General features: G+C 61.5%; 16 protein-coding genes and 4 tRNA genes. 13 read left to right on the top strand and 7 right to left on the bottom strand.

Annotation, left to right across the window (positions count from 1 at the left end):
• Positions 1-44: 44 nt before the first annotated feature.
• Positions 45-2,132 carry an excinuclease ABC subunit UvrB gene (uvrB, locus tag CLU92_RS12495; protein WP_101482148.1) on the bottom strand — a complete coding sequence of 696 codons (2,088 nt, stop codon included), beginning with the start codon at positions 2,130-2,132 and terminating at the stop codon, positions 45-47.
• A 111-nt stretch (positions 2,133-2,243) separates the two neighbouring features.
• Between uvrB and CLU92_RS12490 the strand changes: the two genes are divergently transcribed.
• From CLU92_RS12490 to CLU92_RS12470, 5 genes are all read left to right on the top strand, one after another.
• Positions 2,244-3,458, top strand: coding sequence for an amino acid aminotransferase (locus tag CLU92_RS12490; protein WP_180338505.1), 1,215 nt, complete (start codon positions 2,244-2,246; stop codon positions 3,456-3,458).
• A gap of 131 nt (positions 3,459-3,589) precedes the next feature.
• A tRNA-Asn gene (locus CLU92_RS12485) sits at positions 3,590-3,665 on the top strand.
• A 134-nt stretch (positions 3,666-3,799) separates the two neighbouring features.
• A tRNA-Asn gene (locus CLU92_RS12480) sits at positions 3,800-3,875 on the top strand.
• Between the two features lie 118 nt (positions 3,876-3,993).
• On the top strand, positions 3,994-4,320 hold the full coding sequence (locus tag CLU92_RS12475) for a Dabb family protein (RefSeq protein WP_101482147.1): 327 nt from the start codon (positions 3,994-3,996) through the stop codon (positions 4,318-4,320).
• 89 nt (positions 4,321-4,409) lie between these two features.
• Positions 4,410-4,485, top strand: a tRNA-Asn gene (locus CLU92_RS12470).
• A gap of 408 nt (positions 4,486-4,893) precedes the next feature.
• Here CLU92_RS12470 and CLU92_RS12460 read toward each other — a convergent pair.
• Genes CLU92_RS12460 through CLU92_RS12455 form a run of 3 tightly spaced genes read right to left on the bottom strand, consistent with a single transcriptional unit; the run spans position 4,894 to position 6,709 of the window.
• Positions 4,894-5,862, bottom strand: coding sequence for an alpha/beta fold hydrolase (locus tag CLU92_RS12460; protein WP_101484648.1), 969 nt, complete (start codon positions 5,860-5,862; stop codon positions 4,894-4,896).
• Positions 5,863-5,870: 8 nt separating this feature from the next.
• Positions 5,871-6,203 (bottom strand): hypothetical protein, encoded by a 333-nt coding sequence (locus CLU92_RS27485; RefSeq protein WP_143452607.1) that lies wholly within the window; start codon positions 6,201-6,203, stop codon positions 5,871-5,873.
• On the bottom strand, positions 6,194-6,709 hold the full coding sequence (locus tag CLU92_RS12455) for an N-acetyltransferase (RefSeq protein WP_101482146.1): 516 nt from the start codon (positions 6,707-6,709) through the stop codon (positions 6,194-6,196). Before CLU92_RS12455 ends, CLU92_RS27485 begins: the two co-directional genes overlap by 10 nt.
• Before the next feature lie 335 nt (positions 6,710-7,044).
• Between CLU92_RS12455 and CLU92_RS12450 the strand changes: the two genes are divergently transcribed.
• From CLU92_RS12450 to CLU92_RS12430, 5 genes are all read left to right on the top strand, one after another.
• Positions 7,045-7,704, top strand: a complete 660-nt coding sequence (locus CLU92_RS12450) for a sugar dehydrogenase complex small subunit (RefSeq protein ID WP_101482145.1) — start codon at positions 7,045-7,047, stop codon at positions 7,702-7,704.
• Complete coding sequence (locus CLU92_RS12445; RefSeq protein ID WP_101482144.1) at positions 7,701-9,359, top strand: GMC family oxidoreductase; 1,659 nt, start codon at positions 7,701-7,703, stop codon at positions 9,357-9,359. Before CLU92_RS12450 ends, CLU92_RS12445 begins: the two co-directional genes overlap by 4 nt.
• The gene (locus tag CLU92_RS12440; protein ID WP_257561070.1) at positions 9,356-10,834 is read left to right on the top strand and encodes a cytochrome c; all 1,479 of its coding nucleotides are present in this window, start codon (positions 9,356-9,358) and stop codon (positions 10,832-10,834) included. The genes CLU92_RS12445 and CLU92_RS12440 overlap by 4 nt, the downstream gene beginning before the upstream one ends.
• A gap of 145 nt (positions 10,835-10,979) precedes the next feature.
• Positions 10,980-11,381: a GtrA family protein gene (locus tag CLU92_RS12435; protein ID WP_101482143.1), complete on the top strand. Its 402-nt coding sequence runs from the start codon at positions 10,980-10,982 to the stop codon at positions 11,379-11,381.
• Positions 11,382-11,456: 75 nt separating this feature from the next.
• Positions 11,457-12,755 carry an NCS2 family permease gene (locus tag CLU92_RS12430; RefSeq protein WP_101482142.1) on the top strand — a complete coding sequence of 433 codons (1,299 nt, stop codon included), beginning with the start codon at positions 11,457-11,459 and terminating at the stop codon, positions 12,753-12,755.
• 87 nt (positions 12,756-12,842) lie between these two features.
• Here CLU92_RS12430 and CLU92_RS12425 read toward each other — a convergent pair whose 3' ends face one another.
• Positions 12,843-13,550, bottom strand: a complete 708-nt coding sequence (locus tag CLU92_RS12425; protein WP_101482141.1) for a GntR family transcriptional regulator — start codon at positions 13,548-13,550, stop codon at positions 12,843-12,845.
• A 391-nt stretch (positions 13,551-13,941) separates the two neighbouring features.
• Here CLU92_RS12425 and CLU92_RS12420 point away from each other — a divergent pair.
• Positions 13,942-14,017, top strand: a tRNA-Asn gene (locus CLU92_RS12420).
• 152 nt (positions 14,018-14,169) lie between these two features.
• On the opposite strand, the gene CLU92_RS12415 is transcribed toward CLU92_RS12420, so the two are convergent.
• Positions 14,170-14,553, bottom strand: a complete 384-nt coding sequence (locus CLU92_RS12415) for a hypothetical protein (protein WP_257561069.1) — start codon at positions 14,551-14,553, stop codon at positions 14,170-14,172.
• Positions 14,554-14,888: 335 nt separating this feature from the next.
• Here CLU92_RS12415 and CLU92_RS12410 point away from each other — a divergent pair, with 335 nt between their 5' ends.
• Complete coding sequence (locus tag CLU92_RS12410; protein ID WP_101482139.1) at positions 14,889-15,680, top strand: alpha/beta fold hydrolase; 792 nt, start codon at positions 14,889-14,891, stop codon at positions 15,678-15,680.
• Positions 15,681-15,749: 69 nt separating this feature from the next.
• Here CLU92_RS12410 and CLU92_RS12405 read toward each other — a convergent pair whose 3' ends face one another.
• Positions 15,750-16,433, bottom strand: a complete 684-nt coding sequence (locus CLU92_RS12405; protein ID WP_143452606.1) for a hypothetical protein — start codon at positions 16,431-16,433, stop codon at positions 15,750-15,752.
• 139 nt (positions 16,434-16,572) lie between these two features.
• Between CLU92_RS12405 and CLU92_RS12400 the strand changes: the two genes are divergently transcribed.
• Positions 16,573-17,412, top strand: a complete 840-nt coding sequence (locus CLU92_RS12400) for a M15 family metallopeptidase (RefSeq protein ID WP_101482137.1) — start codon at positions 16,573-16,575, stop codon at positions 17,410-17,412.
• Positions 17,413-17,561 lie beyond the last annotated feature (149 nt).

Here is a 17,561-nt window from a genome sequence, read left to right as displayed (position 1 = left end):
CGGATCAGGCGCGAAGCGCCGTCATCCGACACCATTGCTGGCGCTTACTTGCCCAGGATCGACGCCACATTGTCGGTGCCGGGTGCACCGAACAGCTGCTGCTTGAGGAGGTGCAGCTGGTCGCGCACTTGCGCCGCCTTTTCGAACTCCAGGTTCTTGGCGTGGTCGACCATCAGTTTTTCCAGGCGCTTGATTTCCTTGCTGACCTGTTTCTCGCTCATGGCCTCGAACTTCGCCGCTTCCTGCGCCACTTGCAGGTTTTCGCGTGCTTCCTGCGGGCTGTAGACACCGTCAATCATTTCGCGGATCGATTTTTTGACGCCGATCGGGATGATGTTGTTGGCCGTATTAAAAGCGATCTGCTTGGCGCGGCGGCGTTCTGTCTCGTCGATGGCGCGGCGCATGGAGTCCGTGATGCGGTCGCCGTACAGGATTGCCGTGCCGTTCAGGTTACGCGCGGCGCGGCCGATGGTCTGGATCAGGCTGCGCTCTGAGCGCAAGAAGCCTTCCTTGTCCGCGTCGAGGATGGCGACCAGCGACACTTCCGGCAAGTCCAGGCCCTCGCGCAGCAAGTTGATGCCCACCAGGACGTCGAAGGTGCCCAGTCGCAGGTCGCGCAGGATTTCCACGCGTTCCACCGTTTCGATATCGCTGTGCAGGTAGCGCACCTTGATGCCATGGTCGCCCAGGTATTCCGTCAATTGCTCCGACATGCGCTTGGTCAGTGTCGTTACCAGCACGCGCTCATCCTTCTTGATGCGTTCGACGATTTCCGACATCAGGTCGTCCACCTGGCTGCTGGCGGGGCGCACGATGATTTGCGGGTCGACCAGGCCGGTCGGGCGCACGACCTGCTCGACCACCTGGTCGGAATGCGTTTTTTCGTAGTCGGCAGGGGTGGCCGAGACGAAGATCGTCTGACGCATCTTCTGTTCGAACTCCTCGAATTTCAAGGGCCGGTTGTCGAGCGCCGACGGCAGGCGGAAGCCATAGTCGACCAGGTTGGTCTTGCGCGAACGGTCGCCGTTGTACATGGCGCTCAGCTGGCCCGTCAGCACGTGCGACTCGTCGAGGAACATCAGCGCGTCGGCGGGCAAATAGTCGACCAGGGTGGGCGGCGGTTCGCCCGGCAGCGCGCCGGACAGGTGGCGCGAATAGTTTTCGATGCCCTTGGTGAAACCGATTTCGGCCATCATTTCCAGGTCAAAGCGCGTGCGCTGTTCCAGCCTTTGTTCTTCGATCAGCTTGTTTTCCTTGCGGAAGAACTCGAGACGCTCGCGCAGTTCGTCCTTGATGGTCTCGACGGCGCGCAACACGGTGGAGCGGGGCGTCACATAGTGCGAACCCGGGTACACGGTGAAGCGGGGGATTTTTTGCCGCACGCGGCCCGTCAACGGGTCGAACAGCTGGATCGATTCGATCTCGTCGTCGAACATTTCCAGGCGCACGGCCAGCTCTGCATGCTCGGCGGGGAAGATGTCGATGGTATCGCCGCGCACGCGGAAGGTGCCCCGGCCGAAGTCGACTTCATTGCGCGTGTACTGCATCTGAATCAGGCGCGCGATGACGTCGCGCTGCGCGACCCTGTCTTTTACGCGCAACGTCAGAATCATCTGGTGGTATTCGTTCGGGTTGCCGATACCGTAGATGGCCGAGACGGTGGCGACGATGATGACGTCGCGCCGCTCCATCAGCGACTTGGTGCACGACAAACGCATCTGCTCGATATGTTCGTTGATCGACGAGTCCTTTTCGATGAACAGGTCGCGCTGCGGCACGTAGGCTTCTGGCTGGTAGTAATCGTAGTAGCTGACGAAGTATTCGACCGCATTTTGCGGGAAAAAGTCGCGGAACTCGCTGTACAGCTGCGCCGCCAGCGTCTTGTTGGGCGCGAAGACGATGGCCGGCCGGCCCATGCGCGCGATGACGTTGGCCATGGTGTAGGTCTTGCCCGAACCGGTCACGCCCAGCAGGGTCTGGAAGGCCAGTCCATCGGCAATCCCCTCGGATAACTGGGCGATCGCCGCCGGCTGATCGCCAGCCGGAGGGAAGGGCTGGTGCAGCTTGAAGGGGGAGTCCGGGAAAGAGATAATTGCGCTTTCCGCCTCGCTGGCGGTAGATAATTCGGGCATGTGAATCAGACCTTTGTTAGAATAGTGCTCTGCTGGCGGCCCTGGCGTTGTATTCGGGGCGCTGTCTACAACTCCGCTGTGAACCTGCTTCCAATCGAATCCAATCTTATCATGACGAACCCAACTGTTTCTGCCAGTCTGTTTAGCGCCATCGAGATGGCCCCACGCGACCCGATCCTGGGCATCACCGAAGCATTTAACGCGGACCAGAATCCCGCCAAAATCAATCTGGGCGTTGGCGTCTATTATGACGACAACGGTAAAGTGCCGCTGTTAGCTTGCGTACGCAAGGCAGAAGCCATTCTGATCGAACAGGCCTCGCCACGCACCTATCTGCCGATCGAAGGCCTGGCCGCCTACGACAAGGCGGTGCAAGAACTCGTATTTGGTGCCGATAGTGCCGTTATTCAAGAGCGCCGCGCCATCACCGTGCAAGCCATCGGCGGCACGGGCGCACTGAAGATCGGTGCCGATTTCCTGCAGCGCTTCGCGCCGGGTGCCCAGGTCTATATCAGCGATCCAAGCTGGGAAAACCACCGCGCGCTGTTTGAAAGCGCCGGTTTCGTCGTGAATAACTACGCGTATTACGATGCAGCCACCCACGGCGTGAACTTCGACGGCATGCTGGCCAGCCTGAACGCCATGCCAGCCGGCTCCATCGTCGTGCTGCACGCTTGCTGCCACAACCCGACCGGCGCCGACCTGAGCGTGGCCCAGTGGGACCAGATCATCGCCATCGTCACGTCGCGCGGCCTGGTGCCGTTCCTGGACATGGCTTACCAGGGCTTTGCCAACGGCATCGCCGAAGATGGCGCTGTGGTGCGCCGCTTCGCCGACGCGGGCGGCCCGCTGCTGGTGTCGAACTCGTTCTCGAAATCGTTCTCGCTGTATGGCGAGCGCGTGGGCGCCCTGAGCGTCGTCGCTGCGAGCGCCGATGAAGCTGCCCGTCTGCTGTCGCAATTGAAGCGCGTCGTGCGTACCAACTACTCGAACCCGCCTACGCATGGCGGCAAGGTGGTTGCTACCGTCCTGGCCACGCCGGAACTGCGCCAGCTGTGGGAAGAGGAACTGGCCGGCATGCGCGTGCGCATCCGTGAAATGCGCAATGCCTTCGTGGAAAAGCTGAAAGCCAAGGCGCCAGCGCACGACTTCGAATTCGTGCGCCAGCAGATCGGCATGTTCTCGTACTCGGGCCTGACCAAGGAGCAAGTGGCGTCCTTGCGCGAGCAATCGATCTATGCCGTCGACACGGGCCGCATCTGCGTGGCAGCGTTGAATTCGCGCAATATCGACATCGTTATTGACGCGATCGCCAAAGTGCTTTAAGATCTTGCTTCTTCGGCGCTGCATGCAAGTGCGGCGCTGATGGCGGTAGAAAGTCGGTTGTGGCCGTGTTTGTCGAGATGCAGTTTCAGTCTTGCAAATGTGGAGCAAGCGACATATAATATTGCCTCTTTTCCCTGATAGCTCAGTTGGTAGAGCGACGGACTGTTAATCCGCAGGTCCCTGGTTCGAGTCCAGGTCGGGGAGCCAGAATTCGGAAGGCCACGTTGAAAAACGTGGCCTTTTTTGTTTTCCGCCGCAGACGCGGGCAGATTGGCAGGATAAGAATTTCCCTATGGGAATCTGGACATGTGAATAGTTGCCCTATATAATACGGCCTCTTTTCCCTGATAGCTCAGTTGGTAGAGCGACGGACTGTTAATCCGCAGGTCCCTGGTTCGAGTCCAGGTCGGGGAGCCAGAATTCGGAAGGCCATGTTGAAAAACATGGCCTTTTTTGTTTTCCTTTGCTGCCAGCTGGGCTGTGCGTGATCGCGTTTTGCGCTATCCTGAAGGCATCACTTCAGGAGCACCTTCCCATGACTTGTACCTCCGCCTTGCGCCACATCGTCCTGTGCGACTTTCTCGATGGCATCACCTCCGCCAAGCATGCCGAGCTCGTCTATGAGTTTTCTCAACTGAAACACCGCATTCCCGGCGTGCGGCAATTTGAGTGGGGGCCGAACGTCAGCCCGGAAGGCCTCGATGATGGCTTTACCGATTGCTTTACCCTGACCTTCGATGACGCTGCTGCGCGCGACGTGTATCTGACCCATCCGGCCCACCTGGCCTTTGTCGAGCAGCTCAAGCCTTGGCTGGGGCGGGTGCTGGTCTTTGACTACTACCCGCAAGAGCATCCTGGCTGAGTGTCTGGCAAGGTGAGGCAGGAAAATATACCTTTTTCAGGAGGAAATCTGGACATCGCAAAATTTACCCTATAGAATGCGGCCTCTTTTCCCTGATAGCTCAGTTGGTAGAGCGACGGACTGTTAATCCGCAGGTCCCTGGTTCGAGTCCAGGTCGGGGAGCCAGAACATCAGCAGTATCGAAAAGCCCAGCCTTTACCGGTTGGGCTTTTTGCGTTTCAAAGCCCGCACGAGACGCCCATGTTGCCTGCCCTTGATCCGCCACATAGACCGCCAGGCATCCAGCGACTGTGGTCCTGGTCGCTCACTCGTATGGCGGCGCCGTGGTCACGCAAGCGGGGAACGATGCCAAGGCCCAGGCATTGGTCTGCATTGCGGCGTTTGTGCCGGATCGAGGCGAGTCTGTCGATTCCTTGCTTTGCAAGCCCATGCGTTGGCGTCGCTGATCGGGAGGGCCGTTGCGAGCATTGCCGGCGAGTGAGGCGGCGCTGTTTTGGCCGGCTGGCCAGCTCCCGAGCATGGTGTCATGGGCAACACCAGAGTCGGGGCAGTTTGTTTATCCAGCGCGTGGCGTCAGGAATTGCCAGCCGTATCCAATGTCTTGATGATGGCTTCTTGGAACTTTGCAGGTTCATCCTGGTGTATCTGATGCCCGGAATGATCAAAGAAAAACAGTCCCTTCTTTGGCGCCTTCAAGGTCTCGAAATACGCTTGCGTGATCCTGGTCGAGGTCTGGATATCATTTTTGCCGACGAAGAAATACACGGGGCAATCAACGCTCTTCAAGGTCTTTGGCAAATCAATGTTCATGACCTCGTTCCAGACTGGCGACCAGGTTTTTGACCATTGAAGAAAGCCCGTCTTGAAACCCTCGCTCGTTGCAAATGCCTTGCCATCCTTGTAAAAAAGCCATTTTCTTAAATAAAACATGCTTTCGTCACCGGCAAACGGGAAACTGACGCTGTCCAGTTCCTGACTGGCGACGGCATTGTCCTTGAAGTGCACTTTCAAGGCTTGCAGCAATTCTTTTTCGCTTTCCAGCTGGCTCACGACAGGATTCGACGCGAAATAGGCATGCAGCAGTTCCGGGTGATGCTTGACGATATAAAAGCCCAGGACGTTACCCCAGGAGCTACCCAGCAAGTATATTTTTTCCTGCTTTAATTCCTTGCGCAGAAATTGTATGACTTGATACGTGTCCTGCTCCATCTGAGCGACGGACGGTTGCGTGGGGGAAGGATTCAGTTTCAAGGTTTTCCCGGCATCGCGCTGGTCCCATTGCACCAGCGTGTATCTGCTTTTCAGCGCATTGGTAAAGGTATCCGCACCCTTGATCATGGAGCTTCCCGGCCCGCCGGACAAGAACAGGAGCACGGGTTTGGTCGCGTCGTCAGTCTTGATTTCCACCACCTGCTTGATGCCGCCGATGTCGGGTGTCAGGGTGGTGGTGACTTCAGCGGAAACGGGTTTTGCTTCAGCCGTGGTTTGCGCCTGGCATCCGTAGAAGGGAAACAGGGCGGTAAAGAGTACTGCCAGGGTCATTTTTTTTATCATGGTTTCAGGGTCAGTTTCAGGTTGATTGCAGCGGCATATTGCGCGCCGCCTTTGAACAGCTGCATGGGGTACGCGAGGGTCATGCGGCTCGCATGGTTTTCATCGGGTGCGTCGACAAACCTCCTCTTCAGATAGTTGGCTGCAAAAAAATCATCGATCTGGCAGTCGTCCTGGGCACCGGCGGATCGCCGTGGAAGGCCGTGCCCTATGTCGCGTGCACGCCGCCGCGCGCATCGCTTGCAACTGCGCGGCCGTGGGGCGAGGCCGAGGCGGGGCAGCGGCAACTGAGCCGGGTGCAGCATGCGGGCCACATCGAAGGTCAGTGGCATCGCGCTGCTCGCCATACCAGCTGCTCCTGCACCTGGTCTTCCGCCTGTACCTGAAATCCCAGCCGCAGATACAGCTTACGCGCGGCCAAATTATTGCGGTTGACGCCAAGGTGGATCTGCAATTGCTGCGCCTCGGCCAGCGACTGCAGACAGCGCAGCACGGCACTGCCTGCGCCCCGGCCCCGCGCCTCCGGCAGCACGGCGATATCGACCACGCGCAGCGCCTGTTCCCGCTGCTCGATGACGAGCCTGCCAATGGGACTGTCGCCGTACAGCAACACCAGGTAGGCCGCTTGCGGAAAATGCTGGCGGTAGCCGTGCGACTGCATGCGCCGCTGCATGGCGATCAACTCTTCGATAAGGGCAGGCTCGGCCTGCATCTGGCGCAGGTCATCGCGCGTGGCACTGTACAGCGCGGCGGCAAAGGCATCGTCCCCGTCGTGCTGTAGCCGCAATTGATAGGGGGCGGGCAGGGCGGCAAGGAGGGGAGGCGGCAAAGTGTGCATCGATGCTCCGGTTCAGGGATGGACTGGTGGATACGCCCCAGGCGGTATTGCAGGCGTTTTCCTATTCGCTATGCTGCCAATTTTTAAGCAAGCTTGCAATCATTTCAAGAGGGATGGTCATGCATCCTGCACCGTCTGCACCGTCTGCACCGACAAGCCTGCGAGCGATGCCCTGCGACTGCGGCAGGTCTATTGCCCACTACTGTCCCAGTAGTAATACTCCATTGGCAAACAATTTATTTATGTAGGATAATGATGGAACCGGTTCCATATGCGCAAATGCAATGTAACGCAATCATCCAAGTCAACAAAACAACAAGTCTTGCGGGAGTCTCATGAACCATCCAGGCAGCGAACCATCTGCAACATCCGTGTCATCCCTTCCCCGCATCAGCCGCCGCCACGCCCTGATCGGTCTGGCCGCCTTGCTGGCGCAGGCCGGTTTCTGGAGCAATCCCCTGTCCGCCGCCATGCAGGCGCCGGCCAGCGCTCCGGCTGCCGGTCTGGCGCCCGCCACCATGCTGTTCTATACCTTGTCGCAAACGATCACGGGCCACCGCGATCTGTCCGCCGGTACGGCGGCGCGCATCGAACAAGCCATGCGCGCGAACTTGCCCGGCTTTGCCGAGCGCTTGCCGCAGCTGGGCGCGCTGCTCGTCACGGGCCAGGAAGCCAAGGCGCTGCTGGCGGCCGCCACCGCTGTGGATGCCAGCCTGCGCGAGCTGGCGCTGGCTATCGTCACCGCCTGGTACACGGGCACCGTGGCCGGCAACCCGGCGCAGGGCACGAAGTCCATCGTCGTCGCGTATGCGGAAGCCCTGATGTACCGCACGGTGGCCGATGGCCAGGTCGTGCCCACCTATTGCAACTACGGCCCCCTGTGGTGGCTGAAGGCACCGCCGGCCGTGCGCGTCTCCGCGCCCGTGGCACCGAAACCCGTACCGGCCCCGGCCACCACCGGCACTCCCGAACCGAAAGGCAAGCAAGCAAAATGAAATCACCCCAATTCAAGAGTAATGGCGACGTCGTCGCCGATGTCGTCATCGTCGGTACAGGCGTCGTGGGCGCCATGATGGCCGACCAGCTGGCCGCCCAAGGCCATTCCGTGATCATGCTGGAAGCGGGCTTGCGCATCGAGCGGGGCCAGGCCGTGGAAAACTGGCGCAACATGCCGTTCGAAAACCGCGTCGGTTCCGACTTCCAGGGCCTGTATCCGCAGGCGGAGAACGCGCCCGCGCCCCTGTATTTCCCAAAGAATAACTATGTGGAATTGTCCGGCCCCAGCGGCAGCAGTTTCCAGCAGGGCTATCTGCGCACGGTGGGCGGCACCACCTGGCACTGGGCCGCTTCATGCTGGCGCCATTTGCCGTCCGACATGCGCATGAAGAGCGATTACGGGGTAGGGCGCGACTGGGCCATTTCCTACGATGAGCTGGAACCGTACTATTGCCGCGCCGAGCAGGAAATGGGTGTGGCCGGGCCCAACGATCCGGCACTGCAGTCGCCCAGCGAGCGCAGTGCACCGTACCCGATGGACATGGTGCCCTGGGGCTATGGCGACAAGCGCTTCGCCGAAGTGGTCAACCCGCACGGCTACCGTTCCGTGCCGATTCCGCAAGGCCGCTCGACGCGTCCGTGGCAGGGCCGTCCGACTTGCTGTGGCAATAACAATTGCCAGCCGATCTGCCCCATCGGCGCCATGTACAACGGCATCCACCATGTGGAGCGTGCCGAGTTGAAGGGCGCTGGCGTGCTGGCCGAGGCCGTCGTCTACCGCATCGACACGGACCACAACAACCGCGTGACGGCCGTGCACTGGTATGACGCAAAAAAACAGTCGCACATGGCGACCGGCAAGGCTTTCGTGATTGCCTGCAATGGCATCGAAACGCCCCGTTTGCTGTTGCTGGCGGCGAACCAGAACAATCCGAACGGTATCGCCAACAGTTCGGATCAAGTCGGCCGCAACATGATGGATCACTCGGGCTTCCACTGTACCTTCCTGGCCAATGAACCGATCTGGACGGGCCGCGGCCCGGCGCAGAGCAGCTGTCTGGTGGGGCCGCGCGACGGCGCCTTCCGTTCGCAGTATTCGGCCAACAAGATGATCCTGAACAATATTACCCGCGTTGGACCTGCTACCCAGCAGTCGCTCAAACTGGGCCTGGTGGGCAAGGATCTCGACGATGAAATCCGCCGCCGCGCCGCCTTTGGCGTGGACCTGTCGATCAGCCTGGAGCCGCTGCCCGAAGCGCATAACCGCTTGACCCTGAGCAAGACGCGCAAGGACCCGCTGGGCCTGGCCTGTCCCGATATTTATTACGACGTGGGCGATTACGTGCGCGATGGCGCGAAGGCAGCCCACGCGCAGCTGGAGCACATCGGCAAGCTGTTCGGCGCCGTGGAATTCAACATCACCAGCAGCCTGAACGCGAATAACCACATCATGGGGGGCGTCATCATGGGCTCGAATCGTCTTGACTCCGTGGTCGACGGCAATTGCCGCGCCCACGACCATGCCAATTTGTGGCTGCCGGGCGGCGGCGCCATGCCGTCGGCCAGCGTCGTCAACACCACCCTCAGCATGGCCGCGCTCGGTTTGCGCGCGGCCGACGACATCGCCCGCACCCTGGCAAGGGAGGCAGCATGATGCGCCGTTTCTTGCTTGGCCTGGCGTTGGCGGCCGGTTTGCCGCTGGCCGTGCACGCTGCGCCACCTGTTCCGCCCGTCACGCTGACGCCGGACCGCCCGGCCGCGCCCGCTGCAGTCGCTGCAGTCGCTGCGGCTGGCCCCGATGCGCGCCTGGAGCGGGGCCGTTACCTGGCCATCGCCGCCGACTGCATGGCGTGCCATACGGCAGCGGGCGGCAAGCCGTATGCGGGCGGTTATGCCATCGATTCGCCGCTGGGCACGATTTACGCGACGAATATCACGCCATCGAAAAAAGGCGGCATCGGCCACTACACGGAAGCCGACTTTGCGCGCGCGCTGCGCGAAGGCGTGCGCGCCGATGGCAGTCATCTGTACCCGGCCATGCCCTACACCAGCTACGCGATGTTGACGGACGGGGACGTGGGCGACCTGTACTACTACTTCATGCAGGCCGTCAAGCCCGTCGATGAACCGGCGCGCCAGACGGCCCTGCCATTCCCGTTCAATGTGCGCCTGTCCATGCTGGGCTGGAATACCTTGTTCCTCGACAATAAGCGCTTTGTGCCAGATCCAGCGAAGAGCGCGCAGATCAATCGGGGCGCCTACCTGGCCGAAGGCCTGGCGCACTGCAGCGCCTGCCATACGCCGCGCAATGCGCTGATGGCGGAAATCGGCAGCCAGACCCTGGCGGGCGCGTCGCTCGGTTCCTGGCACGCGCCCAACATCACGTCCGACAAGGTCAGCGGTATCGGCGCCTGGACGGACGGGGAAATTGCCGCCTACCTGAAGACGGGCCACGTGGAAGGCAAGGGACAGGCGGCGGGCGGCATGGCCGAAGCCATCCAGAACAGCCTGCAATTCCTGCGCGATGACGACGTGTCCGCGATCGTGGCGTACTTGCGCACGGTACCGGCCGTGCGCGCGCCGGGGCAGACCAAGGCCGCGTTCAGCCATGGCAGCGCGGCCAGCGAGGAAGCTGTGCTGCGCGGCATGGCCAGTTCCACCGAGCACCATTCACTGAACAGCGGTGCGGTGCTGTTTTCCGGCTACTGCGCCAGCTGCCATTCGGCCAGCGGCGCCGGCAGCACGGGCCAGAGTTACCCGGCCCTGTTCAACAACACGGCGACGGGCGGCAACACGCCGGCCAACCTGGTGTCGGCCATTCTGTTTGGCGTCGAGCGCAAGATCGAAGGGGAGGAGCACGAAGCCTTCATGCCCCGTTTCGACCAGCGTTCCTACGTACAGCCATTGACGGATGAGCAGATCGCCTCGATCGCCAACTACGTGCTGAAGCAGTACGGTAATCCGGACGTGTCCGTCACTCCCGCGTACGTGGCGCAGGCGCGCAGCGGCGGCGAGAAGCCCGTGCTGGCGCGCATGCAACCCTTCATGCTGCCCGGCGGCATCGCGGGCATCTTGCTGCTGATCGCGCTGTTGGTGTGGCTGCGCCGACGCCGTCAACGCAACGTTTAAGAGTCGAAGCGGTGGCGAAACGGCGGCGACTATGAACGTTGGACGCAACTTGCAGTAAAATGCAGGCTGAAAAATGGTTACGAGCAATCGTAGCCATTTTTTATTCTGGCCCGATCCTGGCTTACGCCTCATTTGAAAATTGACAATGTCCCATTCCCTGCATCACCAATTTTTACGTTTTGCCGCCGTCGGCGCTTCCGGCACGGCCGTACAATACAGCGTGCTGTGGGGCGGCGTGGAATGGGCTGGCATCAGCGCCGCCGCCGCTTCCGGCATCGGCTACATCCTCGGTTCCGTCGTCAACTACATCCTCAATTACTTTTTCACGTTTAAAAGCGACAAGGGGCATGGCGAAGCGGCCAGCAAGTATTTCACCCTGCTGGGCATAGGCTGGTGCATCAATACGGGCCTGATGTGGCTGCTGGTACATCAACTGGGCTGGTATTACTGGCTGGCGCAGGTGCTGGCGACGGGAATCGGGCTGGTCTGGAATTTTGCGGGCAGCCGCTGGTGGGCCTTCAAGCCGGCCAGCGCGCCGACCAAGTAAGTATTTTTTGCAAGAAAAAAAGATGCGCATAGTCCAAGACCACGCGCGCGGTTTTACCAAAACAAGGGGTTAATCATGCAGTTCCTGGAACGCTATTTCAAACTGAAGGACAACGGGACCAATGTGCGCACGGAGCTGCTGGCCGGCCTGACCACATTCCTGACGATGGCTTACATCATCTTCGTCAACCCGTCCATCCTTGGCGACGCGGGCATGCCGAAAGACTCCGTTTTTGTTGCCACCTGCCTGGCGGCCGCCATCGGCACCCTGATCATGGGCCTGTACGCGAACTATCCGATCGCACTGGCGCCAGGCATGGGCTTGAATGCCTATTTCTCGTACACGGTGGTCAAGGGCATGGGCATGAGCTGGGAAGTGGCGCTGGGTGCCGTCTTCATTTCCGGCTGCCTGTTCATCCTGGTCAGCCTGTTCAAGGTGCGCGAGTTGATTATCAACAGCATCCCGCCCGCGCTGCGCACGGCGATTACTGTCGGTATCGGCCTGTTCCTGGCAATCATCTCCCTGAAAAGCGCGGGTGTGGTGGTGTCGAACCCCGCCACCATCATCGCTCTGGGCGACTTGCACAAGGCGGCGCCCATTCTGGCCATCCTCGGGTTTTTCATCATCGTCGCGCTGGACCGCCTGAAAGTGCCTGGTGCCATCCTGATCGGCATCCTCACCATCACCATCGCCAGCTTCTTCTTTGGCGGCAACCAGTTCAACGGCATCATCTCGGCGCCGCCTGCCATCGAACCGACGCTGTTCAAGCTCGACATCATGGGCGCGCTGTCGATCGGCATCGTCAACGTGGTGCTGGTATTTTTCCTGGTGGAATTGTTCGATGCGACGGGCACCCTGATGGGCGTGGCCAACCGTGCCGGCTTGTTGAAAGACGGCAAAATGGAGCGCATGAACAAGGCCTTGCTGGCCGACAGCACGGCGATTGCCGCCGGTGCCTGCCTGGGCACGTCCAGCACCACGGCCTTCGTGGAAAGCGCGGCTGGCGTGCAAGCCGGTGGTCGCACGGGCTTGACGGCCGTGGCCGTCGCGCTGCTGTTCCTGGGCAGCCTGTTCTTCGCCCCGCTGGCGCACACGGTGCCGCCGTACGCGACGGCGCCTGCACTGCTGTACGTGGCGTGCCTGATGCTGCGCGAACTGACCTATATCGACTGGGATGACAGCACGGAAAGCATTCCGGCTGCCATCACGGCGCTGATGATGCCGTTTACCTACTCGGTGGCCAGCGGCGTGGCGTTCGGTTTCATTACGTATGCGGTATTAAAATTGTTGACTGGCAAGGGCAAGCAAGTGTCGGTGGTAGCCTACATCATCGCCGCGATCTTCCTGTTCAAGTTTATCTACTTGGGCGAATAGCCAGGTTGCTGGCAAGCAGTTGCCGTCGCATGAGACAGGTCGCCCGGGCATCCGCAGGGGCGGCCTTTTTTTTGATCATGGCGTCGCTCACATCAGCAGCGCCGCCACCAGGTCTTTTTTGGCGTCGCCGGCGCTGCCATCGAAGCGCAAGGCCGCTTCCACATGTGCCAGGTGCTCGACCATCAAGCGCGCCGCCAGGTCCGCATCGCCGCTGCGCGCGGCCTCAAGAAAGCGGCCGTGTTCGTCATACGAGCAGGCGGCAGCATGGCTGGACTGGTACAGCATGGTGATCAGCGAGCTGCGCCCCACCAGTTCACGCACGATGTCGCGCAGGACGGCGTTGCCGGCGATGTCGGCCAGCAAAACGTGGAAGTCGCCCAGAAGTTGCGAGCGCAGCGGCGTCGCTTGCATCAGCGCCAGGCGCTCCGCTTTCAGGTGCCGCTCCAGCATCCGGTAGTCGGCGGGCTTGGCCCGCGCGACAAACTCGCGCGCCAGGGCCGCCTCGATGATGCGCCGTGCGGCGAAGATGTCGCGCGCTTCCGCTTCAGTGGGCTGGCTGACGAAGGCGCCCTTGTCGGGCACCATGCGGATCAGTTTGTCTTTGGACAGGATCAACAGGGCGGCGCGGATCTTGGTGCGGCTGACGCCATACAGCCGGCACAGCGCCTCTTCGCGCAGCCGCGTACCGGGCGGCAATTGGCGCGCCACGATGGCTGCCGTCATATGCTCGGCAATCTCTGCCGAGCTGTCGCCGCTGCCGTGCTTTTCCACCAGGGTTGCGCTTGATTCTGTCATGTCGGGTGAGAGCAGTCAGCCAGGGGCAAGGATGAGCCTTGCAAGCACATGCCCGCACGGTGGCGTGGTCGACGCCCCGTTGGCGGCATGCCGTTAGCGCCTTCCGTGTCGGGAAGGCCTGGCTATTCTACTATCTTGCGTGGCGCCGCGCAGACGGACGCGGCGGCTACCCGCAGGCTTGCGCCGTCCGGCGTCGGCGTCCCGTCCGGCGCACGCGCACCATGCCACAGCAGCGCCCAGTCAGCGCCTATGCTCAAGGCGAAGGCGCGCCGCAGCGCCCGCCATTCGTTCACGGCCCAGCGAGGCAGGCAGCCACAGGAAGCCTGTTTTTGCCGGGCATGCAGCAACAACTGGACATGAGAAATTTTGACGTATATAATTCGGCCTCCTTTCCCTGATAGCTCAGTTGGTAGAGCGACGGACTGTTAATCCGCAGGTCCCTGGTTCGAGTCCAGGTCGGGGAGCCAGAACAAGCAGCAGCAAAGGGCCACGTGGCAACACGTGGCCCTTTTGTCATGCGCGCACGGTTTTCCATCCACGCTTGCCATCCCTTACGTGTTTTAGCGACGTGTGCGATGCCGGCCCGCTGGTAGCAGGGGCAGGCGCAGTGTTTCCCGGATCAGGGATCGACAAACACGTCGAAACGCACCTTGAGCGGGCTGCCCCAGGAAATATCCACCCAGGCACGGAAGCCGCCATTGTATGGTGCGATGTTGTATACGGCCATGCGGGCTGAGCCGATAAAACGGTCCTGGGGAGTCGCGCCATATTCGCTGATGTTGAGCAAGACGCGCGAATTGGCTTTCACGTTGGGATTGGCGAAGTTGACCGAAGGATGCACGCCATTGGCCGTCCACGTGTAATAGGTGGTGAAGGCGGCGGCGCTCAGGTTCAAGGCCTGAGCAGCCGCGCCTTTCGCGCTTTTGCCGTCCTGTTCCATCGGCAGATCCGCGGTTTCCAGGGCCAGATTGCTACCGGTGCGATGTTCTACTTTCATATCCATGATGCGCTCCTGATTAATAGTTTGGACGCCGCGCCTGACGTCGTGCGGCAAGACGCCCTATCTGTTGCCGTGACGGCCAGTGTCACGTCCTGGCTGATAAGGTAGCCGTCTGCTCCGAGAGTGCAGAGATGAATTCTAGGCCCGCAAGCTAGCAAAAAGGCGTGATCTGGCCATGCAAAACGGCGCTCATTTGTGCTGGCGCAAACACCTTGCAGGCAAGTGGCAAGATCTTTTCCCGCAGGCTATTTTTGGGGGGCACCACGCATGCCGGGCAGGACAATGGCACAATAGGCGCAGCCGACCTGTCGATACGCAACCCGTTGCGAGCCTAGCCCATGCCGATACTGAACCTGAGTGCCGAAACAGATATCTATTACGAATTGATCGAAGGCGACCCCGCCAAGCCCTGCCTGGTATTCCTGCACGAGGGGCTCGGCTGTTGTGCGATGTGGAAAGATTTCCCCGCGCAGCTATGCCAGGCGACGGGCTGCCGCGGCTTGCTGTATGACCGCCACGGCTATGGGCAATCGTCGCCGCTGGAGGCGCGCCGCCAACTCCATTATTTGCACGACTACGCGCTGTGCGAGCTGCCTCAAGTGCTCGCTGCACTGCTGCCGGGGCAGGACCATTTTCTTGTCGGCCACTCCGATGGCGGCAGCATCGCCCTCATTTACGCGGCGCAGCAGCCGCCGCGCTTGCGCGGCATCATCACCGAAGCGGCGCACGTGTTTGTCGAAGGCATCACGCTCGATGGCATCCGTGTGGCGGACGCGGCGTTTGGCGCGGGCAAGCTGCGCGCACTGGCGAAATACCATGGCGACAAGACGGAAGCCATCTTCAAGGCCTGGTCGCATACTTGGCTCAGCTATGGATTCCAGTTCTGGAACATCGAATACCTGCTGCCATCCGTCGAATGTCCGGCGCTGGTGGTGCAGGGCAGCGAGGACCAGTACGGCAGCGCGGCCCAGGTCGACACCATCGTGGCGCAGGCGCTCAACGCCGTACCCGCCATCGTCGAGCAATGCGGCCATACACCGCACCAGGAACAGCCGCAGGCATTGCTGGCGCTGATGGAAGGCTTTTTGCAAGGCCGCATGGACGCGGCCACTCACCCGAAGGCAGGCTGACGGGCCACGGGACCGCAAGCTGACGCGAGTGTCCGAGCGCGCCTGACATGTTACTGGGCGCGCGGGCGCTCAATGGCAGGCGGGATCGCTGTCCCAGCGGCCCGAACAGATGCGCGAACGGCACAGCATGCCTTCGATCAGGCCCAGCTGCTGACAGCGCTGCAAGAGTTCCGCCGTTTCCTTCTCCTGTTCCTGCTGGCGCAGCACCACGTCGCGCACGGGCGCCACCGTGGATTCTTGCCGGTGCGCATGGGCGACCATCGCCGTCAGCAAGGCGACGTCGCTGTCGCCGGGCGCGGCGGCCGGCCTCGCCCCCTGTGGACGCGCGGCCGCCTGGCGCATGGGTGGCGGCGTCTTGTGCGGCGCGTTTGCGCTTGCTGCCGTGGCGGACGCCGCAGGCAAGGGCGGGGCCGCCGTATTGACGATGGTGGCCGCTTGCACGGCAAGCGGCAGTACCGTTGGCGCTGGCATTACGGGCGCCGTCATAGCCGTGGCGGGTGCTGCCGGCAGGGGCACGATGGTCGTGTCATAAGCGAGCACGGCCGTAATCAGCACCGCCAGGCACAGCGCAGCAGCGGCCCAGTGCCACCGTCCTGGGCGCCAGCGCAGGGCGGGTCTGGCCACAGGCGCGGCGACGCCGTGTTCGAGCTGCGACAGGATGCCCTTGCCTTCGATGTGCACGTCAGCCACGCCAGCCTTGCTCAGCAGGTCAGGACCGCACGCCTGGCACTCCCCGGTTTTCAATAAAGACAAAATATCACCTCCACAGTGGATCAAACTCGACTGACCTTGATGTAAACCGCGCTCATGCGGACCGCGGACGCCTACGATCTAGCAATACGGCCGGGAAATTGCTGTCCGGCCCACGCCCATCCCTGTCACGGAGCGCCCCATGTTCGTCGCCCTGGTCCTGATGTATTTCCTGCTGGCCTGTTTTGCCTGCTGGCTGCTGCTGTTTCCCGGCGGCCGCGCCATCGTGCTGCACACGCTCGTCAATCTGGGTTGGCGCATGCAGCGTCGCGCGCAGCATCTGAAGGGCGGCAGCGGCGCGCAATGGCAGCGCATGCAGCGGCGTACGGGCTCGGGCATGGCGCATGCCTGGCAGCTGCTGTTGCGGCATCGCTGGCTGAGTCTGGCAGGTAGCGTGGTGGTCATCGTGCCGCCCTTGCTGGCGTGGCTGTCCAGCAATCACATCGCCCTGCGCGGCTATGCTGACCGGCAACATGTCATCAACGACCAGGTCAGCGATTTGCTGAAAGGCGAGCAGCTGGTGCCGCCTTTGAGCCTGCCGCCGCTGCTGTTTTCCACGGCGGAAGTGACGCAGCTGCGCCCGCTGCTGGGCGGCGCCAGCCGCAACTGGCAATTGCTCGACCACGACTACGCGCAGCGCCTGCTGCTGGTCTTCAAGATCATGAAGGACGTGCATGGCTACGAGATGGTCTTGCTGGAAGGCTATCGCAGCCCCGCGCGCCAGGACCAGCTGGCGGCGGCCGGCCCGAACGTGACCAACGCCAGGGCGTTTCAAAGCTATCACCAGTATGGCCTGGCCGCCGATTGCGCATTCATGCATGAAGGAAAACTCATCCTTTCTGAAAAAAATGCCTGGGCCATGCGCGGCTACCGTTTGTATGGCGTGACGGCCGAATCGGTGGGCCTGCGCTGGGGCGGGCGCTGGACCATGATGGATTTTGGCCACACGGAATTGCCGCAACCGCGCGTGCTGGGCAAGTAAGCAGCGCCAGCCATTCTAGCGCCGCAGCGCGGCTTTATTTTCACAGCTGCAAGCTTGCTTGCGCAGCGTCAATGGCACGCCAGCGCCCGCCGTGCGCTGGCGTCTGGTACTTGTCCTATGTCAACAAAGGCGCGCCGCATTGCTGTCAG

This window comes from Janthinobacterium sp. 61 (genome assembly GCF_002846335.1).
Taxonomy (GTDB): domain Bacteria; phylum Pseudomonadota; class Gammaproteobacteria; order Burkholderiales; family Burkholderiaceae_D; genus Janthinobacterium.
Note: the sequence above shows the minus strand (reverse complement) of the source record. Positions and strands in the feature narration are given on the sequence as shown.